A 22,353-nucleotide genomic window follows, 5' to 3' on the forward strand; every position below is an offset into this window, starting at 1 on the left:
TGCCGTGAAATCAAAAAAGTTATCGAAGGAAGCCCTAACAGGAATCGTTTTTTTTTCTATTTTGGTCTTTGCTTTTTTCACCACTGTCATTGAACCGGATCGTCCTGCCAAAAAATATCCTTATCGCTTATCCCTCTTTTATTCTAGAATTGATGGAATCAAAGAAGGTACTGAAGTTCGAATTTTAGGAATTCAAAAAGGGTATGTCGCCCATATCGATTCTAGACCACTCATCGATATACCGGATCGTCGTTTTTTAGACCATAACATGGATCATGCGATTGAGCTCCATATTGCCTTAGAAGATCCCTTAACTCTTTGGGACAATTATGAAGTGGATTTTCAAACCATCACTTTATTTTCAGGAAGGATCATCAATATCAATCCAGGAAGTTCCGATGGGAAACGTCCCTTTTTTAAACCGACATTTCGTGAAGGGGAAAAATCCCCCGACTATTTGCCCTCTGCCCGTTATTTTGATGATTTTTTTAAGGCAACTTCGGCCACTATGGAAGAAAATCGTTCCGATCTTCGGCAAATCACATTGGATTTTCGTTCGATCACCGATAAATTAAATCATACAGACGGAACAATTCCCAAATTAATCGGTGATACAGAAATGTATGATGAACTTCTTGCGACGATTAAGGACGCAGAAACGATAGGAAAAGAAGGAAGGCGTTATATGGAGAGTTCCCGAAATTTGGAGAGCACCATGCCGATTCCTTTTTTGATTACAGCATCGTATTACGGACGTACAACGCCAATTACGGGAAGAAGGATTGGACCACAAGATTAATGAAAGTTGCAATTATACATGATTGGCTCACCGGTATGCGCGGTGGGGAAATAGTTCTCGATAGTTTATTAAAAGCGTTTCCCGAAGCGGATTTATTTACTCTTTTTTATTCCAAAGGAAAACTTAACGAAAGGATTGAAAGCCGTAAAATCACAACGGCGTTTACAAACAACCTTCCTTTTAAAGAAAAATACTATCGGTACTACTTACCGGTTTTTCCCACAGCCATTGAGTCGTTAGATCTCAAAGGATATGATGTAGTGATTAGTTCTTCACACTGCGTTGCTAAAGGAGTCATCCCTCATCCTGATACTTTCCATTTAAGTTATATCCATAGTCCTATGCGTTATGTTTGGGACATGTATTATGATTATTTTCCAAACAGGAAAGGTTTTAAGTTTTTTCTATTACAAACGATCGCCAACTACCTTCGTACTTGGGATGCGGCTTCTGCCAATCGTGTGGATTATTTTACGTGTAATTCTCATTTTGTGGGAAGGCGAATCCAAAAGTATTATAGACGCGATTATAAAATTGTGTATCCCCCTTGTTTGCCTGAGGATTTTCGAGTCCACGATGTCTCTAAAGATGATTATTATCTGATGGTCTCGGCCTTTGCTCCTTACAAAAAAATTGATCTAGCCATTGAAGCCTTCCGAGAAAACGGAAAACCCCTCATCCTTGTCGGTGGGGGCCAGGAAGAGGGGAACCTCGTCAAAAATTTACCAAAAAACATCCTTTGGAAAAAAGGTCTACCTCGCCCCGAGGTGATTGAACTCTACAAAAAAGCCCGTGGGTTTATCTTTCCTGGGATGGAGGACTTCGGGATCACTCCAGTCGAGTCCCAGGCCTATGCCACTCCTGTCATTGCGTATGGGAAGGGCGGCGCTTTGGAGTCCGTCAAAGAGGACAGAACCGGGGTGTTTTTCAAAGAACAGACCGTAAAATCCTTAAATGATGCCATCCAAAGGTCAGAAAAGATCCATTTCAAACGCGGAGATTTCCAAAATTCCATCAATCGATTTACGGAAGAAAAATTCGTAAGCGAAATTCGAAAGGTAGTCGATAGACATAAGTAGAAATCTCTGAAGGGGGATCTCCTGGTCATACTACATCGACTCAAAGGTGCGGAATTTGTTCTCAATGCAGACTTGATTGAGACCATCGAAGCAAACCCGGATACGATCATCACTCTTGTGAATGAAAAGAAATTCATTGTACTAGAGCCTGTTGCGGAAGTTGTGGAAAAGGTAGTCGCCTACCAAACAAGAATCCACAATCTCCCCCGAGTCAGTGGGAAAATGCCTGAGGAAACATAAGAAATGGATATAGCTACAGTCATTGGTTTGGCCCTTGGATTGGCCTTAATGTTACTAGGGGTGGTTTCGGGGGGACTTGCACTCACCGACCTTATCGACATTCCCTCGGTCATGATTACATTTGGTGGTGCCGCCGCCGCTACGATCATTTCCTTCCCTTGGACTTCCACCATTGGAGTGGGGGCAGTGACCAAAAAAGCCTTTCAAAATCCACCTTCAGACTTACCGGGTCTCATTACGACACTTGTTAGCTTTTCTGAAAAAGCACGTCGGGAAGGTTTACTTGCCTTGGAAGATGATATTAATGAACTTCCTGAAGAATTTTTAAAAAAGGGAATCCAACTTGTAGTGGATGGAACCGACCCCGAACTTGTGCGAAATATTATGGAAACCGAAATTGGGAACACGGCCACAAGGCATGCTTATGGTCGTGCTTGGTGGGATGCTTACGCTGGTTTTGCGCCGGGCTTCGGGATGCTTGGGACCCTTGTGGGTCTTGTAGGGATGTTAAAGAACTTAGGTGGTGGGGACGCCAGTGCGATTGGGCAAGGTATGGCGACAGCTCTTATTACCACACTTTACGGATCACTTGCACAGAACTTATTTGCAGCGCCAATTGTTAGAAAACTCACAAGAAGATCGGAAGATGAACTTGTAATCAAACAAGTGATGGTGGAAGGAACTTTATCCATTCAATCAGGAGACAACCCACGGATTGTAAAAGAGAAGTTGGCGAGTTTCTTAACTCCTGCGGAAAGAACGGCCCTCAAAGACGACGGAGATTAATATTTAAACCATGGCGTCTAAGAAAGAAAAATGTCCTGAGTGTATCCAAAAAGTTCCCGAGTTCATGGCAACTTACGGGGACATGGTGACACTTCTCCTTTGTTTCTTTATCCTTTTGTATACAACGGGTAAAACAGATGCAAAGGAGATGCAGATCATTTTGTCTGCATTCAAATCTACCACAGGATTTTTTACCGGGGGACAAACTCTTTCTAAGGGATCTTTGGAAGAAATGGGAATGCAAATTGAATCTCTCCCATCACAAGTAGTAGGACGAAACCTTTCCAAAGCAAAAAAAGATGCCCATGAAGTGTTCAAACCAGAAGTGGAAGCTGGAAAAGTTCGGATTTCTGAAAACGAAAGAGGACTTGTGATCTCGCTTGTCGGTGCGGATTATTTTTATCCAGGTTCGGCAATACTAACGCCTGCTATCCGAGAGACATTACGAAAAGCAGCGGGTCTTATCAAAGGACTCGAACGGTTTGTTCGTGTGGAAGGGCATAGTGATGATGATGCCGTGAATCCAGTGAACCGTCCCGGAAGAGAAGAAAGAGAATATATCAATAACTGGGATTTGGCGGGAGCCAGAGCCGTAAATGCTACTGTTTTTATGATCAATTCTGAAGAAATTGAACCAAGTTGGTTCCAAGCCGTGAGTTTTGGATCCTACAGACCTCTTGTATTAGAGAATGAAGGTACACCGGAAGCAAAAGCTTTCAACCGTAGAGTGGATATCATCATCCTAACCGAGAAGTCTACCAAACGGGGGCCAGGAGAAAGTAAATACGGACTCCCTGACACTCGTTTGCCGAACACTGAAACAAATGTAGAAGGAGAATTTTAACATGGGTGACCGTGAAGTAGATGAAGAAGAAGGTGGGTTAGCCGAAGGTAGTTCCGCCTCTGCAGGGATGTCCCCCATTGTAAAATGGTTATTGTACATCGCTGCTGCCATTTTCGGGATTATCATTGTAACCGTTATATCGATGTTTGTTGCTCAAAAGACGGCAACAAGTGTGTTTAAACAACAAAAGAATATCTCTCTTGTGAAAGCTCCCCCTCCTTTGGAAGTTTACACATTTCAAGAAGAATTTAGAGTGAATACTTCTGACGTTGGCGAATCACACTTTGTTAAGTTAAAGATGTCACTTGGATTTGAATCTGGCCAACCAGCACTTTCTGCAGAACTTGCGGCTCGTGTGGCTCAAATGCAAAATATCATCAACTTAGTCATTGCTCGTAAAACAAAAGACGATTTAAAATCCATTACCAACCAATTGGATTTACGTGAGGAAATCAAAGCTCACTTAAATCATATTTTGACGAATGGAAAAATCAAAGAGGTTTACTTTACCGAGTTCTTGGTAAACTAGGACTATGTCCGACCAAATCCTCGGTGTGATCCCTGCGCGTTTTGCTAGCACAAGGTTTCCCGGAAAACCACTGGCCCTCATTGGAACCAAACCAATGATCCAGTGGACCTACCACCACGCTTCCCTTTCTAAATCTTTCCACCGTTTGGTGGTCGCCACCGACGATAAACGAATCCATGATGTGGTTTTATCCTTTGGTGGGGAATCTGTATTCACCAGTCCCGACCATCCGACTGGCACCGACAGAATCATCGAAGTGGCAGAAAAGTATCCGAACTACGGAATCATTGTGAACATTCAAGGCGATGAACCGGGGATGGAAACAAATCTAATCGATGGAGTGGTGGGATTAAAAACCAAACATAGAAATTGGCAAATGACAACGGCAGCGGTTCCCTTTACCTCTGCAGAAGATCCAAAAGACTCTAACAAGGTAAAGGTGGTTTTTGACAATAATGGTCGAGCTAATTATTTTTCTCGTTCACCGATCCCGGCCTCCTTTAAAGCCGACGCCAAGTATTTTCGGCATTTAGGGATCTATGCTTACGAACGCGATTTTTTAATGCATTATAACCAACTGCCCGCATCCGATTGGGAGACGGTAGAGTCACTAGAACAACTCCGCGCTTTGCAGAATGGATCAACAATCGGGGTTTACCTTTCGGAGAAAGCGAACCTCGGTGTGGATTCGCCTGCCGATTTAGAAGTGGTGATCGCGGAATTTAAAAAGAAGGGTTTGATTTAGATCAAATTCCATTCGATCATTGGATCGGAAATAAGTAGCAAAAAAATTAAGATTTGATTTCTATCTCAATCGTTTCCCTTTTTCTTTAATTTTCCACTGCTAACAATTGTTGGGTTTGGTCCTTTGCGGGTGACAATCCAAAATACCGTTTGTATTCCCTGCTAAATTGAGATGGGCTTTCATATCCAACACGTTCTGCCGCAGTGATGGCATTGGTTCCTTCTGTAATCATCAAACTTCTCGCCTTTTGTAATCGAACGGACTTAATGTACTGCAAAGGGGATGAGTTCGTCACAGCTTTAAAACAAACATGAAATGTGGATACACTCATCCCGCAGGCCATTGCCAATTCGCCAATATCTAAATTTTGGTCATATTCTTTATGAATGCGAGTGAGGATTTGTGATATTTGGAAAAACTTTCTGTTTCTATGTGCTAATGCTTGTAAGGCTTCCCCATTTTCACCCGTTAACACACGATAGATGATTTCGCGCACGATGGATTTTCCAAGAACTAAACTATCTGATTTAGAATTGAGAGTTTGGATGAGACGTAGGGATGCATCCGATATTTCTTTTGTGACACTAGCTCCATAAATTCCTTTTGGTACATTTTCTCCCGTGTATTTGGCTTCCTCTGTGAGTAGTAAAATTTCTGCAACCTCTGCTGGATCCACTTCGATTCCAAATCCCAAGATAGGTTTATTTACGTCCGCCACGGCATCACATTCCAAAGGTATGGGAACCGAAAGAACCAGATACTGAGTGGGGTCGTAAGAATAAGTATCCTCACCGATGAACACACGTTTTTTCCCTTGGGACATGAGAATGATCCGTGGGTGGTAGGTCAGAGGCACTCGTACAAAAGAATGATCGATGCGAAAGAGTGTGAGTCCCGGGACTTGGGTCTCCAGGTTTTTTTCCTTCGGTAAAAAGCCTGCGAGGATCTTTGAGATCTCTTCGTTGTTTTTTTGGATTGGATCCATTTTCTCATTGGAATACCAATTTTCCTGAGAATTCAACCAATATTTTTGATATTCATAGGAATAGGCAAGGTTTTGGATTTCTGTGTATTGTTTGGACTAAATTTAAATAGTATTATGCAAGCATACCTTATGAGGATACTACCGAAATCTAAATGGTTTGAGAAGGATGGTAAGGCCTTGTGAAGGGAGGAGAAAGGAATGAAAATTCGTCAATTCATACAAAAGTTCAGTATCATAGGAATTCTCATGAGTTTGGGAATGGGTTGTTTGCCCTGGGAAACTTGGGACAAAACTTTTCCGCGAAGTGAGAAAGTAGAACATAAAAAAGTTCAGTTTATGAATCGGTATGGAATCAAACTAAAGGGCGATTTGTATCTACCCAAAGATCAGGGTTCGGAACCTTTAGCGGCCCTTGCCATCAGTGGCCCGTTTGGTGCCGTGAAAGAACAGTCATCGGGACTATATGCACAGACGATGGCAGAAAAAGGTTTTGTCACTCTTGCCTTTGATCCTTCGTACACTGGGGAAAGTGGGGGCGAACCACGTAATGTTGCCTCTCCCGATATCAATACAGAAGACTTTAGTGCGGCGGTTGATTACCTTGGTTTGTTATCCAATGTGGATCGAAACCGAATTGGAATCATCGGTATCTGTGGGTTTGGTGGAATGGGACTGAACGCTGCAGCCGTGGACAAACGGATTAGAGCAGTTGTCACAACTAGTATGTATGATATGTCCCGTGTGATGGCGAAAGGATTGAACGACAGCCTAACAAAAGATGCACGATCAGCATTATTAGAATCGTTAAGTGAAAAGCGTAATGTAGATGCCAAAAATGGAAAACCGGCTCCAGGACCTAGAATCCTTCCGGAAACATTAGAGGGGAACACGAGTCCGATCACGGAGGAATTTTTCGATTACTACCGCACTCCTCGAGGGTTTCATAAAAATTCACCGAATTCGAATGGAGCATGGACTGCCACGACACCATTCTCTTTTATGAATATGCCTCTTCTCACTTATGTGAAAGAAATTTCACCAAGGCCGATTTTACTCATCGCTGGTGACTCGGCTCACTCACGTTACTTTAGCGAAGATGTTTTCAAAGAAGCCAGTGAACCAAAGGAACTCATCATTGTGCCAAATGCCAATCATGTAGACTTGTATGACAAAATGGATAAAATTCCTTTTGTTAGAATTGAATCCTTCTTTAAAGAAAATTTAAAAGTAAGTATAAAAGAAAAATAGGTAGGAATCAAATATGATCCAAACAAAAGGAATCGCTGCATTAAAAGTAAAGGGAGCTCTTGTTCCCTATCGGTTTGAACGAAGAGACCCAAAAGAGCATGATGTGGTCATTGATATCAAATACTCGGGGATTTGCCATTCGGACATACATATGACAGGGGATGAGTGGGGATTTGGTTCTCCATTTCCAATGGTGCCAGGTCATGAAATTGCCGGTGTTGTTAGAACTGTGGGAACAAAGGTCACTAAATACAAGATTGGGGACCGTGTGGGTGTAGGTTGTATGGTGGATTCTTGTCGTGAATGTGCCCATTGTAAAGAAGGAATGGAACAGTATTGTATCCCTGGAAATACAATGACATATGGTTCTATGGAAAGAGATGGATCGGCCGTTACCCAAGGTGGATATTCTGATGTGATTGTTGTGAATGAAGACTTTGTCCTTCGAATACCAGACAGTTTGCCTTTGGACAAAGCGGCTCCACTTTTATGCGCTGGAATCACCACCTATTCTCCGTTAAATCATTGGAATGCCGGCCCAGGGAAAAAAGTAGCCGTGATGGGACTTGGTGGTCTTGGACATATGGCTGTAAAAATCGCCAAGGCAATGGGTGCGGAAGTGACTGTCCTTAGTCAGTCAGAGAAAAAAGAAATTGATGCAAAGAAGTTAGGTGCCGATGTTTTTCTAATCACAAAATCTCCGAAAGTGTTTCAGGAAAATACATTACGTTTTGATCTGATCATCAATACGGTATCTTCTGCTGATTTGAATATGGCAAATTATTTTGGTCTACTCAAAATGGATGGTACTCTTATATCGGTGGGAGCTCCGGAAAAACCACTCAGTATCCATCCTTTCCCGCTTATCCTGATGAGGCGTAATTTTGCTGGGTCAGTGATTGGCTCGATCAAAGAGACACAAGAGATGTTGGATTTTTGTGGGAAACACAATATCACTCCAGAAATTGAACTCATCGAGCCAAACCAAGTGAACGATGCTTATGCGAGAGTATTAAAAAGTGATGTTCGTTACCGGTTTGTGATTGATATGGGAAAAATCTAAACTAGTGTTCGTTGAGGATGGATAAAGTTGGCTTCCCGTAGCTATTGAATAGTAGCTGGCTTCCAGATCTGATTGGATAAAGCCGACAACTGGTTGCCGACAGAATCCATCGATTTTTTTAACCCCTGGTTGGATTGAAACACTAACAGGGGTTAAATGAATTAAAACTTTTTCAAAAATTTAAAATAACGAAAGGATTAAACCACCCTTTCGTTATTTCTCATCCCTCGAGAGATATAATCATACAAAAATTCACCAGTGATGACTCCCGGTACAATGACCTTTTGTGCTCCGTCACTCACGAGTTTTTTTGCTTCACCCGGTTCATCACTAGTTAAAATGATTTTTGCATTTGGTGCGAGTTTACTCAGAGTGGAAAGCAAACGATTGTTATTCGTTCCTTTCAAAAAAGAATCAGAGATAGTACAAATGACCATCGAAGCATCATGAAGGCCAATATGAGATAAGGAATCGGGATGAGCAAGGTCAGCATAGGCCCACTGGAATCCTTTGTTTGTGAGTTCCTCTTTAAAAGCCGGATTGTAATCAGCAATGATGATCCGTTTGATAAGAGATGGTGATAAATCTTCTAAATATTCCACAAAGGCACGAGCAATGCGAAAGTATCCGAGGACAATGATATCTCGTACCATTCCATCTCCGTGTCCCCCATGCCCACCGTCGCTGCCTTTGCCCTCTTTGGAGGATTCTTCGGTTTGGTCAGAAATTCCGACACGAGCGAGAAGCCTTTCAAAGGTTGCAGCAATATTATGGTTAAACATAATTATATATGTAGATAGAACCGAAGCAATGATGGTAGAAGTTAAAATCACTGCTTGGAGTTTCGGGGTAATGTGTTCAAATCCTGCACCTAACGCTAATATGACGAGAGAGAATTCTGAAATTTGTGCTAAATTGAGTGCCGTCAGAAATCCATTCCGAACACCTTTGTTGAGTTTGATGATGACCGGGGCAATAGTAACCATTCTGACAAATAACATCAGTGCGATGATGGCCGTAGAGAGTCCGATCACTTCTAAACTAGGGAGGGGAACTTTTAGACCTAAAGCTACGAAAAATAGAGTCACAAAGAAATCACGAATTCCAATGAGTTTGGAAATGACATCGGCCCCATAAGGGAAAGCGGCAATACTCATACCGGCAACGAGAGCACCCATTTCTTTGGAAAGACCTGCTTCTCCTGCAATCCCACAAACAAGAAAACACCACATAATCGATGTTAAAAGAATTAACTCAGGGCTACTGGCACAGGCTTTGTACAATTTTGCGAGAACATAACGACTGACACTAAAACTAAAAGCAATGAGTAGTACAATGATTCCAACGGAGGTTAGAATTTTTAAAATCTCTGGGTTGTTTAGATTGGGTTGGACCCCCATAAACAAAATGGCCCAGATATCTTGGAAAACCAATACCCCTACGGTTAACTTTCCTGAGAGAGTATTGATCTCCACTTTGTCCTGCAAAAGTTTGACTACAATTAGTGTGGAACTTAGAGACAAAGCGACAGCGATATAAAGTAGATCAAATTTTTCAGAGCCAATGGAGAGGCCAAAAAAGGGAAACACAGAATACACAAAGGCAACAGAAAGTGTAAACTGTAGGATACCAAGGGTAAACATAGCCTTACCCATTTTTGCAAGTTCCGCTAAATTGATTTCCAAACCTATGATGAATAACAATAAGATAAGGCCAATTTCGGAAATGAGTTCAATACTTGCTTCGTTTGTTACATATCCGAATCCCATTTCTTTACCGAGCAAGGCTCCGCCAATGATATAACCTAAAATTAACGGTTGTTTGAGGACTCTGGCGATATGACTTAAGACTGTTGCGAAAATAATGCTAAGACCAATGTCTTGTAGTAGTGACTCTTCTCCGTGCATAGAAACCTTCTTTAGGGAAAAGTTTAGAGATTCATTGAGTAGTGAAAGTCGTTTTTTTTTCTGAATAATAAAACGGACTAAGGAAGGGGAGAAATTTGTAAAATGGAAGCTGTGGATGCTTGAAAATGGGCAATGGCCACATGATGATCGTACAAAGCCTTAATTTCGCGCACAGCAGCTTCCGCACTTGTCTGTTCTCGAATATTCACAAATAGAAGTGTTGAGTCGCCGAGTTTAAATCGTTCCCGTTCCATCTCTTCTAACTTTCTTGCTAATTCGACTTCATTTTGCGTAACAGCGACACGTTTTGCCGAAGCAATCACCTCCGATATAGAGTCTTGTACTTCCGTTTTGATTTTGTCTTTTGAGAATTGTAATTCTTGATCCAGTTGGGCAATCTTTGCTTCGGCTGCACCAATCATTCCCCTTGGGCGTTTTGTTTGGATGGGTAAGTTGAGAACAAGCGATGCTTCTAGTTCAGGTTTGGATCTTGTGACAGATCCTGGTCCAAAGTCTTGAGATCCGGCAACCACCAAATCCACTTGAGGTTTCAGAGCATTGTAGCCCATGTCCTGGTCGACGCGAACTTTATCTCGTTTGAATTCAAAGTCTTGTAACTCAGGTCTATACTTCCAAGCGAGTTTGATACTTTTTTCTAGTTCCAGTTTTTTATACTCAATAGGTTTAGGAAATCCTATGGGCAAACGATCCGTTGTGGGAAGGATTAAATTTCCATCGGTGGCACGCAGAAATAAAGATAAGTCGATGGCAGCTTTTTGCATTTCCCTTTCGGCAGAAACAAATTGAGATTCTCTTTGTAAGATGGCGCGATCATTTTCTGTTCCTTCCATTTTAGGTATGTCACCTAATTTGATTCGTTCGGTGATTTGTTCCTGGCGATCCTTGGCAATGGCTAACAAGTCTTTGTTGACTAGATACTCTTGGCCACTGGCAACCCATTTCCAATACCGTTTGGTGGCTTCTTTGATGACTTCTATTTTTAATTTTTGAATGGAGAGTTCCGCAAGTCGGCGATCAAGATCGGCCTTTTTGATATCGGCTCTATTTTTATCAATCTCACGGTTACGCATTAGGGGAAATATGGCACCGGCCCGCACTTCTCCATAGTCATTGGTTTCTCTTTTGCCATCATATACAGGGAACTTCCCCCGCCCAATCCGATATCCGGCAAAAAAGGAAGTTCCCCCGAGTGGGGTTGGTTTTTCAAACATAGCATCAGCGGCATTGTTTGTATAATAACCAATGGGTTTTGTGGTTCCCATGGACTTAAATTGTAAATCAAAAGCCCCTTCGGCAGCGAGGTAGTTGTATTCGGCTTCTGATAAAAGTTTTTCAGCCGCAAGGACAAGTGGATAAGATTTTTCTACAGATCTAAGAAGTTCTTCTAGTGTGAGTACACCTGGTTGTTGGTTGATATAATCTTGTGAATAAATATTGGGCGCGTGTAAAGAATCAAATGGATCACGTGTAGGATCTGCTTCGATGACAAAGGAGAAAAACATTCCAAAAGGACAGAGTATTGCAAGTAGGGATCGTTTTAGCTTTGATATTATTTTCATTTGAGTTTCTTTTCTCCATTATTGTCATCTAACAAAGATTTAATTTCAGGATCATCCATTGGTAAGTTTGGTGGAAAGTCATTGAACCTTCTCCAAAGTTCATAACCCACACTCACACGATTGAGAAAAATCCAACCTTTAGCTCGGACTCCTTGTCTTAAGTAGCGACTGGATGGCCAGTCTCTATCATCTCTATCAGGGATCACCAGGACTCGAAAATTTCCAGAACCGTTGTCTGTAATGTCTACCAGTTTGACAATGCCGCCAAAAGTGCCTACAGCGGTCTCTGGCCACCCACTGATTTGCAGTACAGGATACCCTTGGAATTGCAAACGAACCTTTCTTCCTTCCCCAACGAGCGGTATGTCGTTACCGGAAATAAAAAGTTCTACCGCTTTGTCTTCGGAATCCGGAACGAGAATTGCAACTCCATCTCCTTCTTTGACTTGTTGTGTGTCTGGATTCACCAGAATTCTCATGATGGTTCCATCTCTCGGTGCAAATACTTCTTGGTTTTCTTGTCTGGATAACCTGGCTTCGAGTTTCGGTAGGTCTTCCAAAACACGGGCCACTTCCGACTGCGCTGAAGCTAAGGAGGCTTTGGCATCATTGATAGATGCTTCAGCATCTTGTGCCACTTTGCCAGTATCGCTATACAAAGCTCTTTCTTCTTTTACGGCAGCATCAAAAGTTGCTTTGGCGCGATCGAGTCCAGTTTCTGCGTTTGTATGTTCTAATTCCGCAAGCTCTAAAGTTCGTTTTGAAGTCAGACCTTTTTCCCATAATTGTTTTTGGCGGTCTAAGTTGAGATTGGCAGTTTTTAAAGCGGCTTTAGCAGCATCTACTGCTTGTTCGCTGGCCCGCACACGATCTTTGGCCATCATCCTCCTAGAATCAGCTGCATTCACAGCGCTTCCCATCGACGAACGTAAACTGATAATTCGGGAACGAATGTTGTCTTCTCTGGATCTGGCAGCTTCTAATCGTTGTAAGAGGGCATTTTTTTCTTCGCGGATTCGATTGATAAAATTTGGATCATTGTCAGAGATATCAATGATGGGGTCTCCCTTTCTTACTCGAGTTCCTTCATGTACATGCCATTTCACAACACGGCCACCAATGGGAGATTCAATGACTTGTTGGCGATCCAATGGTGCATAGGCAACCACTCTTCCAAATCCCATTGTGGTCTGTTGCCAGGGAACATAGAGAAGGATGATTACACTTAAGAAAAAAATAATGGTGAGGATATAAGCAAGGCTTTGTGCAGGCAAGGCCGTTTGCACCAGTCGATACGAAGGTAGATTTTTATAAAGTTTCCATTTCTGTGAGATATCAGTTTTCATATAATAGCTTTAAGAGTTTACCTTTAGGGAATGGGAATCGTTTTCTAAACGTAATACTTGGTCCATTTGAGAAAGAACATTTGGTGATTTGGAAACAACGAGTAGTGTCCAGTCTCTATTCTTTTGTAACAAAACTTTGAGAGAAGCCGATAAAAGATGCGGTGGTAATTGGTCTAAGTTTCCGTCGATTAACAAGAGTTTTGGTTTCCCAACGATCGCACGGGCTAAGGAGAGGATTGTTGTTTGGATATTGTCAAAGGGATGACCAAAAGTTAAAAGTGGAGTGTGAATTCCATTTGGTAAAGATTGGATTGTTTCCCAAATTCCCAGTTCGTCTAAGAGTTCTCTGATTTCGATGAGAGAAATTTCTTCTCTTCCGACTCGAATGTTTTCCAGGATGGTTCCTTCGAAAATTTCATTTCCTCGGATTAAATAAGTAACAGAATGAATTTGTTCTTTGGAAACTTCATGTATGTTTTGGTGGTTGTATTCGACAACGCCCGATGTAGGTGTTCTTAGACCACATAATAGATCTAAGAGGATGTGTGCGTCATAGGGAGTGTTAGAAGAAACGCCGATGGATTTGCCTGCTGGGACCTTCCATTGGAATTGATGAAAGATTTTATGGCCATTAGATAAGGAATAATGAATTCCAGACATTTGCACTTGGATCGGGCCACTCGGAATTTCAAATTCTACGGTTTTTACAGGGATTGTAGGTAAGTGGAAAACAGAATTGATTTTGTCAACGGCTGCGATCAAACTATAAAAACTATCCAACTGTTTTCCAAATTTGGATATATCGCTAAGAACTTTGGCGATCACAAGTTCCGCTGCGACGAGTTGACCAATGGTAAGCTGTCTATGGATGACTAAATATCCACCTAATCCAAGTACAATGGCACTTGCAAAAGCTTGAATTCCTACAAGACCAATGATTTGGCGAATGTAATTATAAAAATATTTTTTTCTAGCATATAAATAGTCCCTAATTAAAGAATCAGCTCGGTCCAGGGCAAAATTAGATCCAAAGCTTGAGTGGAATAGGGCGGAATGTCTTGATATTTCCTCCAACCAAGCGGCCACTTTATATTTTTCTTTTGATATTCTGATATAGTTTTCGGCAGCAGGTTTTCCCAATCGATAGATAACCCAGTACCCACCGATGAGTAAAATGATAAAGGAAAATACGATAAAGATGGGATGATAGAAAGAAATCAAAATAAAACCGATTACCGTCGTTAATACAACAGAAAGTCCATCCACGAGAAGTGAATGAATAGACTTTTGAATGGTCATAGTATCAAAAAATCGATTCACAAGCTCAGGGTTGTGATGTTTGTCTAAGACATCTTGACGAATTTTTGGAAATTTAGCAGCGAACTCAGTTGCGATTCTCACGAAAACACGTCTCTGTAAAATTTCCACGACGTAGATTTGGATGGTTTGCATCGCACCTGCAAATCCAAGAAAAAATACAACTAACAGAGTTAATATGATGACAGGTTGAATCATCACTCCAAAGGCTACTATATTCACAAGGGAGGAAGTGGCTACGGGAACAACAAGGGAAAGAATTCCAATTCCCACTCCATAGATAAATACAATCCAAACATCTTTAGATTCCATTTGAATCAAATGGAAGATTTGTTTTAGAGCATTTTTAACAGCAGAATCAGTCTTCGTTATTTCCTTGTTTGTTGAAAAAGGAAACGTAGGCTCTGCTATGAGCCAATCCACATAATCTTTATTTGATTTGATTCCGATGAGTTTAAATAATTCTTTTTCGGAATACCATTCCGATTCGGCCTCTAAGTTATGCAGTGATTTGATTTGATAAGAGGAAGTTTGATAATTTAGGATCGCATAGAATTCGGGGATTGCACTTTCGTCGTTTAAAATTTGAAATACAAACGGTGACTCCTCTGTGATATACGATTTTATGTCTTGTAATGTTTTTTGAACAATGTTTAGGCGGATTCGGTATTGATGTGAAGCAGCAAAAAGAAAATCATAAAAATTGTTTTTTGTCAGTTGTCTGAATTTGCTACGAAGCGAACGAAAACCTTCAATGATTTCACTTGGAACTGAATGAATATGTAAGGATTCCGATAAAAAATCCAAAACAGATTTTGCCAAATCTTCAAACGAAGAAAGTCTTATGGCAAGATTTTCTTCTTTTGGTTTGAAGAGTTGGTTTTTGAAATGAAATACCAACAAATGTATAAATTTTAACATGCGAATTGTGATTCGGGGATTAGACTCCACTTGACAAAACCTAGTTCTAGATTTTTTATTTTCCAGCAGAGGTTTCTATGAAAATTTTTCATTCGATTTTGGTTCTAATCACACTCAGCGCAGCAGTACAATTGTCTGCGCAAGAAAATTGCACATACGAATACGACCCATCGCAAACCTCTTTAGAGTGGACAGCGTTCAAATTTACGGAAAAAACAGGTGTTAAAGGTAAGTTCGATTCGATCAAAGTAGTCGGCAAACAAAAAGACAAATCAAAGTTTGGTGCGGTAAACTCTTTACAATTCCAAATTGATTCTTCTTCCGTCAACTCAGGTGTACCAGATCGGGATGGAAAAATTAAAAAATTCTTTTTTGGTTCTGTGAAAGGAAATAAAAAAATCTCTGGATCCTTTTCTGATATTACCGCTGGTGAAACAGGGACTGCAAAATTAAATTTACGATTGGGAAATTCTAAAACATCAGTTCCTGTGAACTTTGTTTGGAAAGATGATGTAGTAGAAGTTACAGGGACTGTGGATGTAGTAACTCTTGGCTTGCAATCAGGTCTCGGTAAATTAAATGCCGAATGTAATGATTTACACAAAGGTTCTGATGGGGTAAGTAAACTTTGGCCGACTGTGGATGTGAAAGTAGTTTCAACACTAAAGAAAATTTGTAAATAGTTTTAGATTCCAAAATCGCTGCATAAATTTTATATGTAGCGATGTGTTGGATTTTGTATATTGAAATTCTATGAGACTGAAAGTCTTGGATTCATATTATAAAATTCGATTTTATCTTTTTCTTTTGTATCGATCGAAGATTTACGTTTAATAAATTATCTAGGAAAATGTTTTTTATGAGTAAAGAGATCGAATCATATAACAAATCCCAATCCCCTTTGGAAAGAGATATTTGTAACATTCTCTATGAGGAAATCAATTTACATCTTCCCAAGGCTGAGAAGAAAATCTGGCATGCACACCCTGTTTGGTTTTTAGATGGCAACCCCATTGTTGGATATAGCAAACTAAAAAGTTGCATTCGTCTTCTCTTTTGGAGCGGGCAAACTTTCGAAGAGAAAGGATTAGAACCGGAGGGGAGTTTTAAGGCAGCAGAAGTTCGTTATACTGATGTTAGCCAAATCAATAAAAAAGATTTGAAACGTTGGCTCGGTCAAGCAAAGAAAATCCAATGGGATTATAAAAACATAGTCAAACGAAAAGGTGTCCTCGAAAGATTGAAGTGATAGAGATATTTTACTCAGATTGGATTTATTTTCTATTCCATTGGGAAACCAGATAAAAACGAATCAATAAGATAGGTAAATATATGTTCAATATGGAAACAAGGAAACTGTCAAACAACGATCTCAAGCAGTTTATAGAACTTATTTCTGTTTTTGAAGATGTGTTTGAAATGAAAAATTTCCAAATGCCCAAGCAAAACTACCTCCAATCCCTTTTGGATCGGGATGATTTTTTTGTTTTTGTTTCTATATTGGAAGGTAAAGTTGTCGGGGGACTTACCGCATACCTTTTACGACAATACTATTCCGAAAAACCTTTAGTTTATATTTATGATCTAGCAGTCCAAACTCATCTGCAAAGGAAAGGGATTGGTAAATCACTCATTACTTCCATTAACTCCTATTGCAAAGAAAAAGGGATGGAAGAAGTGTTTGTCCAAGCAGATTTAGCTGACGACTATGCATTGGATTTTTATAAGGCAACGGGTGGTCGTGCTGAGGATGTGGTGCATTTTTATTATCCGTTAGGATAGCGGTGGATTAAAAATGGGTTCTATATAAATGAATAACCAAAATAATCATTCATTGAATAGATCAATTTAAACCATTCTAATGATTTTTTTAGCAGCATCTTGTTAGTTTCGGTTATATTCGGACTTGGTTGCAGTAGAAAGAAGCTGAGAGAGAAGCCGAATGATTATGAGGTAAACACAGCCAAACAGTATATTCAAACTTTTTTGAATATACATAATGAAAGTCAAAACCTTACTCGCCAATCAGAATTTGATACTCATCACAAAATCCAGTGTAAGAACTTATATCTTTCTCATTATAAATTAGATATAGGAAACAAATTTCCAATTTATTGGTATTTGCAATTCAAATGTAAAAATTCAGAAAATACTTTTAGCATTGCCATAGATTATCAGGATTCGAATATAAAAAATGAATTAATCGTTAGGTATATTCAAGATGATTTCGATCTAAAAAGAAAGATAATTCATTGGTAAGGAAATCCAGAATTTCACCAAAATATTTTGAGAAAAGAATAGGTTAATTAAGGAGTAAAGTTGTATGCATATGCCATCAAATTTGCTCGGAACTATATTTCCTCAAAAGTCAAATCCATTTTAATGAATGCTGTGTTATCCATTCAACCCCGCGCCAGCGATAGTAGCGGAAATCCTTTCCCTGTTTGGTTCATTTTGCATCTTAAATCTCATTGGAAAGATCGGAGCGGATAGCGCGGTCGTGATTGGAAAAAAAGTCTCATCATCTAACCGATGCGAGGCGCACCAGAGCATTTAACCTGGGTTTTTTAAGGCAGGCATCACCACTTGGTCAATGAGTGCGATAAACAGTGTTTTGTCGGGAGGTTTTCGTTCGATAAGGGCGCGGTAGGTTGCCATCGAGTTTAGCACTTTACAAACAAGATCTACATTTGCTTTTTTAGAAATTTCTCCGCGATCCATGGCTCTTTGGATAAGGGTTCGGTTCATTTCAGTCCAAGGTCCAAAAATTTCAGTGATTCCTTTTTTTTCGATTTCTTCATCCAACCAAAATGTCCCAAGGCCTCCGAGTACTCGAAGTTTTGCGTTGGCTTCTTCCATCGAATGGGGTTTGAGGATGGCTAAAAAATCATTTCTAAGAGAACCTGTATCGGGAATTTTTTCGAGTTCTAACTGGTTACGATTCATCCAAATCAAAGCATCTTTGACAAGTTTGACTTTGGACGGCCAACGTCTGTAACAAGCTGCCTTTCCAGTACCAACTTTGATGGCGATTTTGTCCATCGTCATTCCATCAAACCCTTCTTCAGCAAGCATCTCAATAGTTGCTTTGAGAATGGAAGTATCCAGCGAGGGATCTCGTTTCCTCCCTAGTACCGGTGTTTGTGGGGCTTTTTTCGGAACTGTTTCTCTTTTTTTCTTTTCCATTCGGATCTGATTATAACATACAAAATGATTTCGAAATCATAGGGAACTATCTTTTTACCAATTTTTTTATTGACCAAAGAATTCCATATTTCCAATGTCCAAATACGAGACTGTATAGTTCCGATACTTAACGGTACCGTAAATACATATAGATCAAATTGAGTTTGGGCTATAGGTAAGATTTGAGTAGGAGAAAAAAGATGGAATCAATGAATACACGCATTGCTCTCGTGACTGGGGCAAACCAAGGGATAGGGTTTCAAGTCGCTAAAGAATTGGCAGGGAAGGGGATGAAAGTCCTTCTCGGCTCACGTGACAAAAAAAGAGGGGAAACGGCGGCAAAAGAAATCGGGAATGGATCTGTCGCCATTCAATTGGATGTCGCAGACCGGCAGTCGATCGCCGATGCGAGTGCGAGCATTCAAAAACAATTTGGTCACCTTGATGTTTTGGTAAACAATGCAGGAATTTCCAATACCAGGATGCAAAAACTGGGTTTATCCATGCACGAGTACATGGCATCGACTCGGGCGAGTTTAACTTCGATTGATGAAATGCGAGTTGTTTGGGATACCAATGTGTTTGGAGTCCTTGCCGTATACCAGGCGATGTTGCCACTGCTTCGGGAATCCAAAGATGCTCGTATCGTCAATGTATCTAGTACATTAGGTTCCCTCAGTTTAAATTCTGACCCTAACTCAGGTTATAGTTCCTTTTACAATCCTGTTTATGCGGCATCAAAAACAGCACTCAATGGAATCACACTATCGATGATGTTGGAATTGAAAGACACAACGATAAAGGTGAATTTGGTATCTCCTGGATTTACCAAATCGGCCCTAACCAATTTTGAAGGGTTTGAAAGTCTTGAGGATGGAGCACGGGAAGTGGTGAGGGTAGCCGCACTTGGACCAGAGGGACCAACCGGTACTTTTACGACTTGGGATAATGTTTCGGTTCCTTGGTAGGAGGAAGCGAGGTATCTTTAAAATGAACCTAACTCCTGCTACCAAGTGCGTTAGGTTTTAGGCATTTTTTCAAATTTAGGAAGTGCCGGGTCGAGATGGTCCCAAGGGAATCCACTCATAGTGTATGTTGCTGCTTGTGGTTTGTAGCGACTAGGATCATCAAGACTTGTGGCGTGCACTGTGAAAAGGTTTGGCATAGCAGCAAACGTCATATAGACGGGAGAACCACATTGGGGACAAAAGCTATTCGTTTTGGTATTGCCACTGTCCCCAATCCTATCAAAATGTGCGGCTTCTCCTTCGAGTTTGACGGCAGCTCGCGACGGAAAGGTTAGATACGATCCATGTCCGGTTCCGCTTATACGTTGGCAGTCTTTGCATTGGCAATCATTCATAAAGATAGGTTCATCAGAAATATCGTAACGGATGTTACCGCAAGCGCAGCCACCAGAATAGGGTAGATTCATATTAGTTCTCCATGGATTTTAATTTTAATATCATATAATTTGTATTATGTGATAACGCTAGTTTTCAGAAATGTGCCCGGCTAAAGGTCGACCAGATTCCAAGAATGTTTTGAGATTCGATAAAACACTAGGCCAACCGGAAGAGATCCCTGCAAACATTTGCGGATCTAAATCTTCGTGTGTCACCACCAAACGAACGAGTCCATTCGCGTAAGGTTCAATTTCAAATGTGACACGAGCATGTTTTGATTCTTCTTCCATTTCCTTAGGACGGGCCCAGGAGAGCACCAAACGGTGTGGAGGCGAACTTTCGAGAACCTTACCAATGATATCTACTGTTTTTGCTTCATCTACCTTTTCATGTTTCCAAACGGAACCTGGTTTCCAATCCGAAACATTGATATGTGCTGGGCTTTTTGCTAATGGATCCAACCAATACTTTTGTGTGATTTCTGGATCAATGATCGCACTCCAAACTTTTTCTGGTGTGCTGAGTATATACGTGACATAGACGAAACTATTTTTTTCCATCGTTTTCTCCTTCCAATTGCACCTTTAGGTCGTATAAAAACCCTAAGCGATTTTCTTCAAATTTGCGAACCCAACGTTCATAGACTTCATGGATCGGTACGGGATTGATGAAGTGGAGTTTCTCTCTCCCTTTCCAAACCACCGATACCAGATTGGCATTAATGAGGACTTCTATGTGTTGTGTTGCCGATTGTCTTTGCATATCGAGCCTTTCGCAAAGGGCAGAGAGAGTTTGGCCATTCTCGGCATACAGAATATCGAGTACTTTCCTGCGACTTGGATCCGCAAGCGCTTTGAATACTTTATCTGACCCTTCGATTTCTTTCGACATGCAAGAATTATTATGCAGGTAAATACCTGCATGTCAAGGATGATTTTGGATTTGGTCAAGAAAAGGTTGGGGTTTAGAAAGGTAAGTTATGTCTCTTAAGGGGGGGGGTATCACTTTTGTTTTGAGGGTGTGGATGGGGAATTTATGTTTTTAAACGAATAGCGAGTATATCTAAACATAAGGCAAATTAATGTTCTTGCCGAGCGAAGGCGAAGTCCCAAAGCGAAGTGGTAGCGAGAGATATATTGTGTAAAAAATTTATTTCTTTAGGTCTTTTAAATACTGAATGCTTTCTTTCTCAGCAGCTTCTTGTTTGGTAAGGCTTGCGGCTAATAGATCTCTTAATTCACAATAAAGATAGATTGAGGCAAAAATGGAATCGAAGATCGAGTTAAATTCATAAATAGCTAAAGTTGACTTCAAACTTTCGATATCAGGTTTAGAAAGAAGAAAGTCCAGTTTGCGAACACCTCTGGGATTTTTTTCATATTTTAAATGAAGCATGGGACCGAGGACGTTACCTCTTAAAAATGTGAGAAAATCAATGGCTTCAAATAATTCCCCTCGTCCGAGTTTGGTGGCAGCATAATGAATCCAAACCCAAAATCTGTCTTCAATCCATTGAAAATTGATATTTGGCCAAATCGCAGTCGTTTTTTTATAGATAGTGGGGATTTGATTGTATCGATCGAATATAATTTTTGGATTTTCTACTCGATTGTTAAAATCCTGTATCTGAATAAATTTGAGATCTACATGGAGTAGTGGTGAATTGTATAAACAAATCAGCAATCGATTTTCGCCCACATGTTCTCCGGTAAAACCAACGAGTAGATTCCCGATTTGATTAGCGAAGTGATTCATTTCTATTGGTGAAAATGTAACATGATTTTCTGTAATCAAAACTATATCTAAATCGGAATATTTGTCTAGTTCGTCGGTAATTGCAGAACCTGCACAGCAAATGGCAATAAATCGGGGATCCAACTTCACAACGTTTATTAAATTGTCTATGTAGTTTTTAAAGATGTCCGTTGGTGCGATTGTCTTTATCCTTTATCAAGTTAGGTGAAATTTAATTTAGAAGTGCAATTTTTTAACTTATGAGAATTCTTTCAAAACATTATCTATTTTATGCGGTTATTTATATTAATGAAATGCTAAAATGTGAATAACTCGATAAAAAATTTGAAGTTGTTTTTCTTATTTTGAGTTAAATGTCTGCGCACCTATCTGATCTTCTTTCAAGGTCAAATTTATTTTTTTATTCAGTGTTTATGCGAATAACCATTGATTTCAATCGACAGTTGTTTATATGTATTGCATATAAAGGCCCACCAAGATGAATCTTTCGCTCCAATCTAGATAGTTTCAGTATTAAAAAAAAATAGAATCATGCGGTTGTGACGGCACCAACTATGTAATTACTGTGTCAACAAAACCATCGACTCAGACCTGTACGATGAGTAATGGCTTTGGTC

23 protein-coding genes are annotated in these 22,353 nt (G+C 40.4%); 13 read left to right on the forward strand and 10 right to left on the reverse strand.

The genetic code is table 11. The annotated features are described in order from the left end of the window. The first annotated feature begins 4 nt into the window (after positions 1–4). Genes JWG40_RS15345 through kdsB form a run of 7 tightly spaced genes read left to right on the forward strand, consistent with a single transcriptional unit; the run spans position 5 to position 5,022 of the window. Entirely contained in the window at positions 5–799 is a 795-nt protein-coding gene (locus JWG40_RS15345; RefSeq protein WP_205286635.1) for an MlaD family protein, read from the forward strand. Further along, positions 799–1,878 (forward strand): glycosyltransferase, encoded by a 1,080-nt coding sequence (locus JWG40_RS15350; protein ID WP_205286636.1) that lies wholly within the window; start codon positions 799–801, stop codon positions 1,876–1,878. Before JWG40_RS15345 ends, JWG40_RS15350 begins: the two co-directional genes overlap by 1 nt. 21 nt (positions 1,879–1,899) lie before the next feature. Continuing rightward, positions 1,900–2,118, forward strand: coding sequence for a flagellar FlbD family protein (locus tag JWG40_RS15355; protein ID WP_205286676.1), 219 nt, complete (start codon positions 1,900–1,902; stop codon positions 2,116–2,118). Positions 2,119–2,121: 3 nt separating this feature from the next. Further along, complete coding sequence (locus tag JWG40_RS15360) at positions 2,122–2,904, forward strand: motility protein A (protein ID WP_205286637.1); 783 nt, start codon at positions 2,122–2,124, stop codon at positions 2,902–2,904. A 10-nt stretch (positions 2,905–2,914) separates the two neighbouring features. Further along, positions 2,915–3,748: a flagellar motor protein MotB gene (motB, locus tag JWG40_RS15365; protein WP_205286638.1), complete on the forward strand. Its 834-nt coding sequence runs from the start codon at positions 2,915–2,917 to the stop codon at positions 3,746–3,748. A gap of 1 nt (position 3,749) precedes the next feature. Then, positions 3,750–4,277, forward strand: coding sequence for a flagellar basal body-associated FliL family protein (locus JWG40_RS15370; RefSeq protein WP_002972703.1), 528 nt, complete (start codon positions 3,750–3,752; stop codon positions 4,275–4,277). 4 nt (positions 4,278–4,281) lie between these two features. After that, positions 4,282–5,022 carry a 3-deoxy-manno-octulosonate cytidylyltransferase gene (gene kdsB, locus JWG40_RS15375; protein WP_205286639.1) on the forward strand — a complete coding sequence of 247 codons (741 nt, stop codon included), beginning with the start codon at positions 4,282–4,284 and terminating at the stop codon, positions 5,020–5,022. A gap of 85 nt (positions 5,023–5,107) precedes the next feature. Here kdsB and JWG40_RS15380 read toward each other — a convergent pair whose 3' ends face one another. After that, positions 5,108–6,007: an AraC family transcriptional regulator gene (locus tag JWG40_RS15380; RefSeq protein WP_205286640.1), complete on the reverse strand. Its 900-nt coding sequence runs from the start codon at positions 6,005–6,007 to the stop codon at positions 5,108–5,110. A 198-nt stretch (positions 6,008–6,205) separates the two neighbouring features. Between JWG40_RS15380 and JWG40_RS15385 the strand changes: the two genes are divergently transcribed. Together JWG40_RS15385 and JWG40_RS15390 are read left to right on the forward strand one after the other, a co-directional pair. Continuing rightward, positions 6,206–7,255, forward strand: a complete 1,050-nt coding sequence (locus JWG40_RS15385; protein WP_232369405.1) for an alpha/beta hydrolase — start codon at positions 6,206–6,208, stop codon at positions 7,253–7,255. Between the two features lie 13 nt (positions 7,256–7,268). Then, positions 7,269–8,318 (forward strand): NAD(P)-dependent alcohol dehydrogenase, encoded by a 1,050-nt coding sequence (locus JWG40_RS15390; RefSeq protein ID WP_205286641.1) that lies wholly within the window; start codon positions 7,269–7,271, stop codon positions 8,316–8,318. Positions 8,319–8,515: 197 nt separating this feature from the next. Here JWG40_RS15390 and JWG40_RS15395 read toward each other — a convergent pair whose 3' ends face one another. From JWG40_RS15395 to JWG40_RS15410, 4 genes are all read right to left on the reverse strand, one after another. Next, positions 8,516–10,225, reverse strand: a complete 1,710-nt coding sequence (locus tag JWG40_RS15395; RefSeq protein WP_205286642.1) for a cation:proton antiporter — start codon at positions 10,223–10,225, stop codon at positions 8,516–8,518. Between the two features lie 77 nt (positions 10,226–10,302). Then, positions 10,303–11,805: a TolC family protein gene (locus JWG40_RS15400; protein ID WP_232369406.1), complete on the reverse strand. Its 1,503-nt coding sequence runs from the start codon at positions 11,803–11,805 to the stop codon at positions 10,303–10,305. Continuing rightward, complete coding sequence (locus JWG40_RS15405; protein ID WP_232369407.1) at positions 11,802–13,151, reverse strand: HlyD family secretion protein; 1,350 nt, start codon at positions 13,149–13,151, stop codon at positions 11,802–11,804. The genes JWG40_RS15400 and JWG40_RS15405 overlap by 4 nt, the downstream gene beginning before the upstream one ends. A gap of 9 nt (positions 13,152–13,160) precedes the next feature. Beyond that, the gene (locus JWG40_RS15410; protein ID WP_205286643.1) at positions 13,161–15,389 is read right to left on the reverse strand and encodes an ABC transporter transmembrane domain-containing protein; all 2,229 of its coding nucleotides are present in this window, start codon (positions 15,387–15,389) and stop codon (positions 13,161–13,163) included. A 77-nt stretch (positions 15,390–15,466) separates the two neighbouring features. Between JWG40_RS15410 and JWG40_RS15415 the strand changes: the two genes are divergently transcribed. The 3 genes from JWG40_RS15415 (at position 15,467) to JWG40_RS15425 (ending at position 17,171) form a co-directional block, all read left to right on the forward strand. Further along, positions 15,467–16,072, forward strand: coding sequence for a YceI family protein (locus JWG40_RS15415; RefSeq protein WP_205286644.1), 606 nt, complete (start codon positions 15,467–15,469; stop codon positions 16,070–16,072). Positions 16,073–16,248: 176 nt separating this feature from the next. After that, a complete protein-coding gene (locus tag JWG40_RS15420; protein WP_205286645.1) occupies positions 16,249–16,638 on the forward strand; it encodes a DUF1801 domain-containing protein in 390 nt (129 codons plus the stop codon). 83 nt (positions 16,639–16,721) lie between these two features. Further along, positions 16,722–17,171: a GNAT family N-acetyltransferase gene (locus tag JWG40_RS15425; RefSeq protein ID WP_205286646.1), complete on the forward strand. Its 450-nt coding sequence runs from the start codon at positions 16,722–16,724 to the stop codon at positions 17,169–17,171. Positions 17,172–17,942: 771 nt separating this feature from the next. On the opposite strand, the gene JWG40_RS15430 is transcribed toward JWG40_RS15425, so the two are convergent. Next, the gene (locus JWG40_RS15430) at positions 17,943–18,575 is read right to left on the reverse strand and encodes a TetR/AcrR family transcriptional regulator (RefSeq protein ID WP_205286647.1); all 633 of its coding nucleotides are present in this window, start codon (positions 18,573–18,575) and stop codon (positions 17,943–17,945) included. A gap of 209 nt (positions 18,576–18,784) precedes the next feature. Between JWG40_RS15430 and JWG40_RS15435 the strand changes: the two genes are divergently transcribed. Next, positions 18,785–19,543 carry an SDR family NAD(P)-dependent oxidoreductase gene (locus JWG40_RS15435; RefSeq protein WP_232369408.1) on the forward strand — a complete coding sequence of 253 codons (759 nt, stop codon included), beginning with the start codon at positions 18,785–18,787 and terminating at the stop codon, positions 19,541–19,543. Positions 19,544–19,593: 50 nt separating this feature from the next. Here the strand turns inward: JWG40_RS15435 and JWG40_RS15440 are convergent, their stop codons facing one another. The 4 genes from JWG40_RS15440 to JWG40_RS15455 form a co-directional block, all read right to left on the reverse strand. Beyond that, positions 19,594–20,010, reverse strand: coding sequence for a GFA family protein (locus JWG40_RS15440; RefSeq protein ID WP_205286649.1), 417 nt, complete (start codon positions 20,008–20,010; stop codon positions 19,594–19,596). A 57-nt stretch (positions 20,011–20,067) separates the two neighbouring features. After that, entirely contained in the window at positions 20,068–20,541 is a 474-nt protein-coding gene (locus JWG40_RS15445; protein ID WP_205286650.1) for an SRPBCC family protein, read from the reverse strand. Beyond that, complete coding sequence (locus tag JWG40_RS15450) at positions 20,528–20,872, reverse strand: ArsR/SmtB family transcription factor (RefSeq protein ID WP_205286651.1); 345 nt, start codon at positions 20,870–20,872, stop codon at positions 20,528–20,530. The genes JWG40_RS15445 and JWG40_RS15450 overlap by 14 nt, the downstream gene beginning before the upstream one ends. Positions 20,873–21,130: 258 nt before the next feature. Next, entirely contained in the window at positions 21,131–21,925 is a 795-nt protein-coding gene (locus JWG40_RS15455) for an aminoglycoside 6-adenylyltransferase (RefSeq protein ID WP_332470888.1), read from the reverse strand. Positions 21,926–22,353: the final 428 nt, after the last annotated feature.

Source organism: Leptospira abararensis, assembly GCF_016918735.1.
GTDB lineage: Bacteria > Spirochaetota > Leptospiria > Leptospirales > Leptospiraceae > Leptospira_A > Leptospira_A abararensis.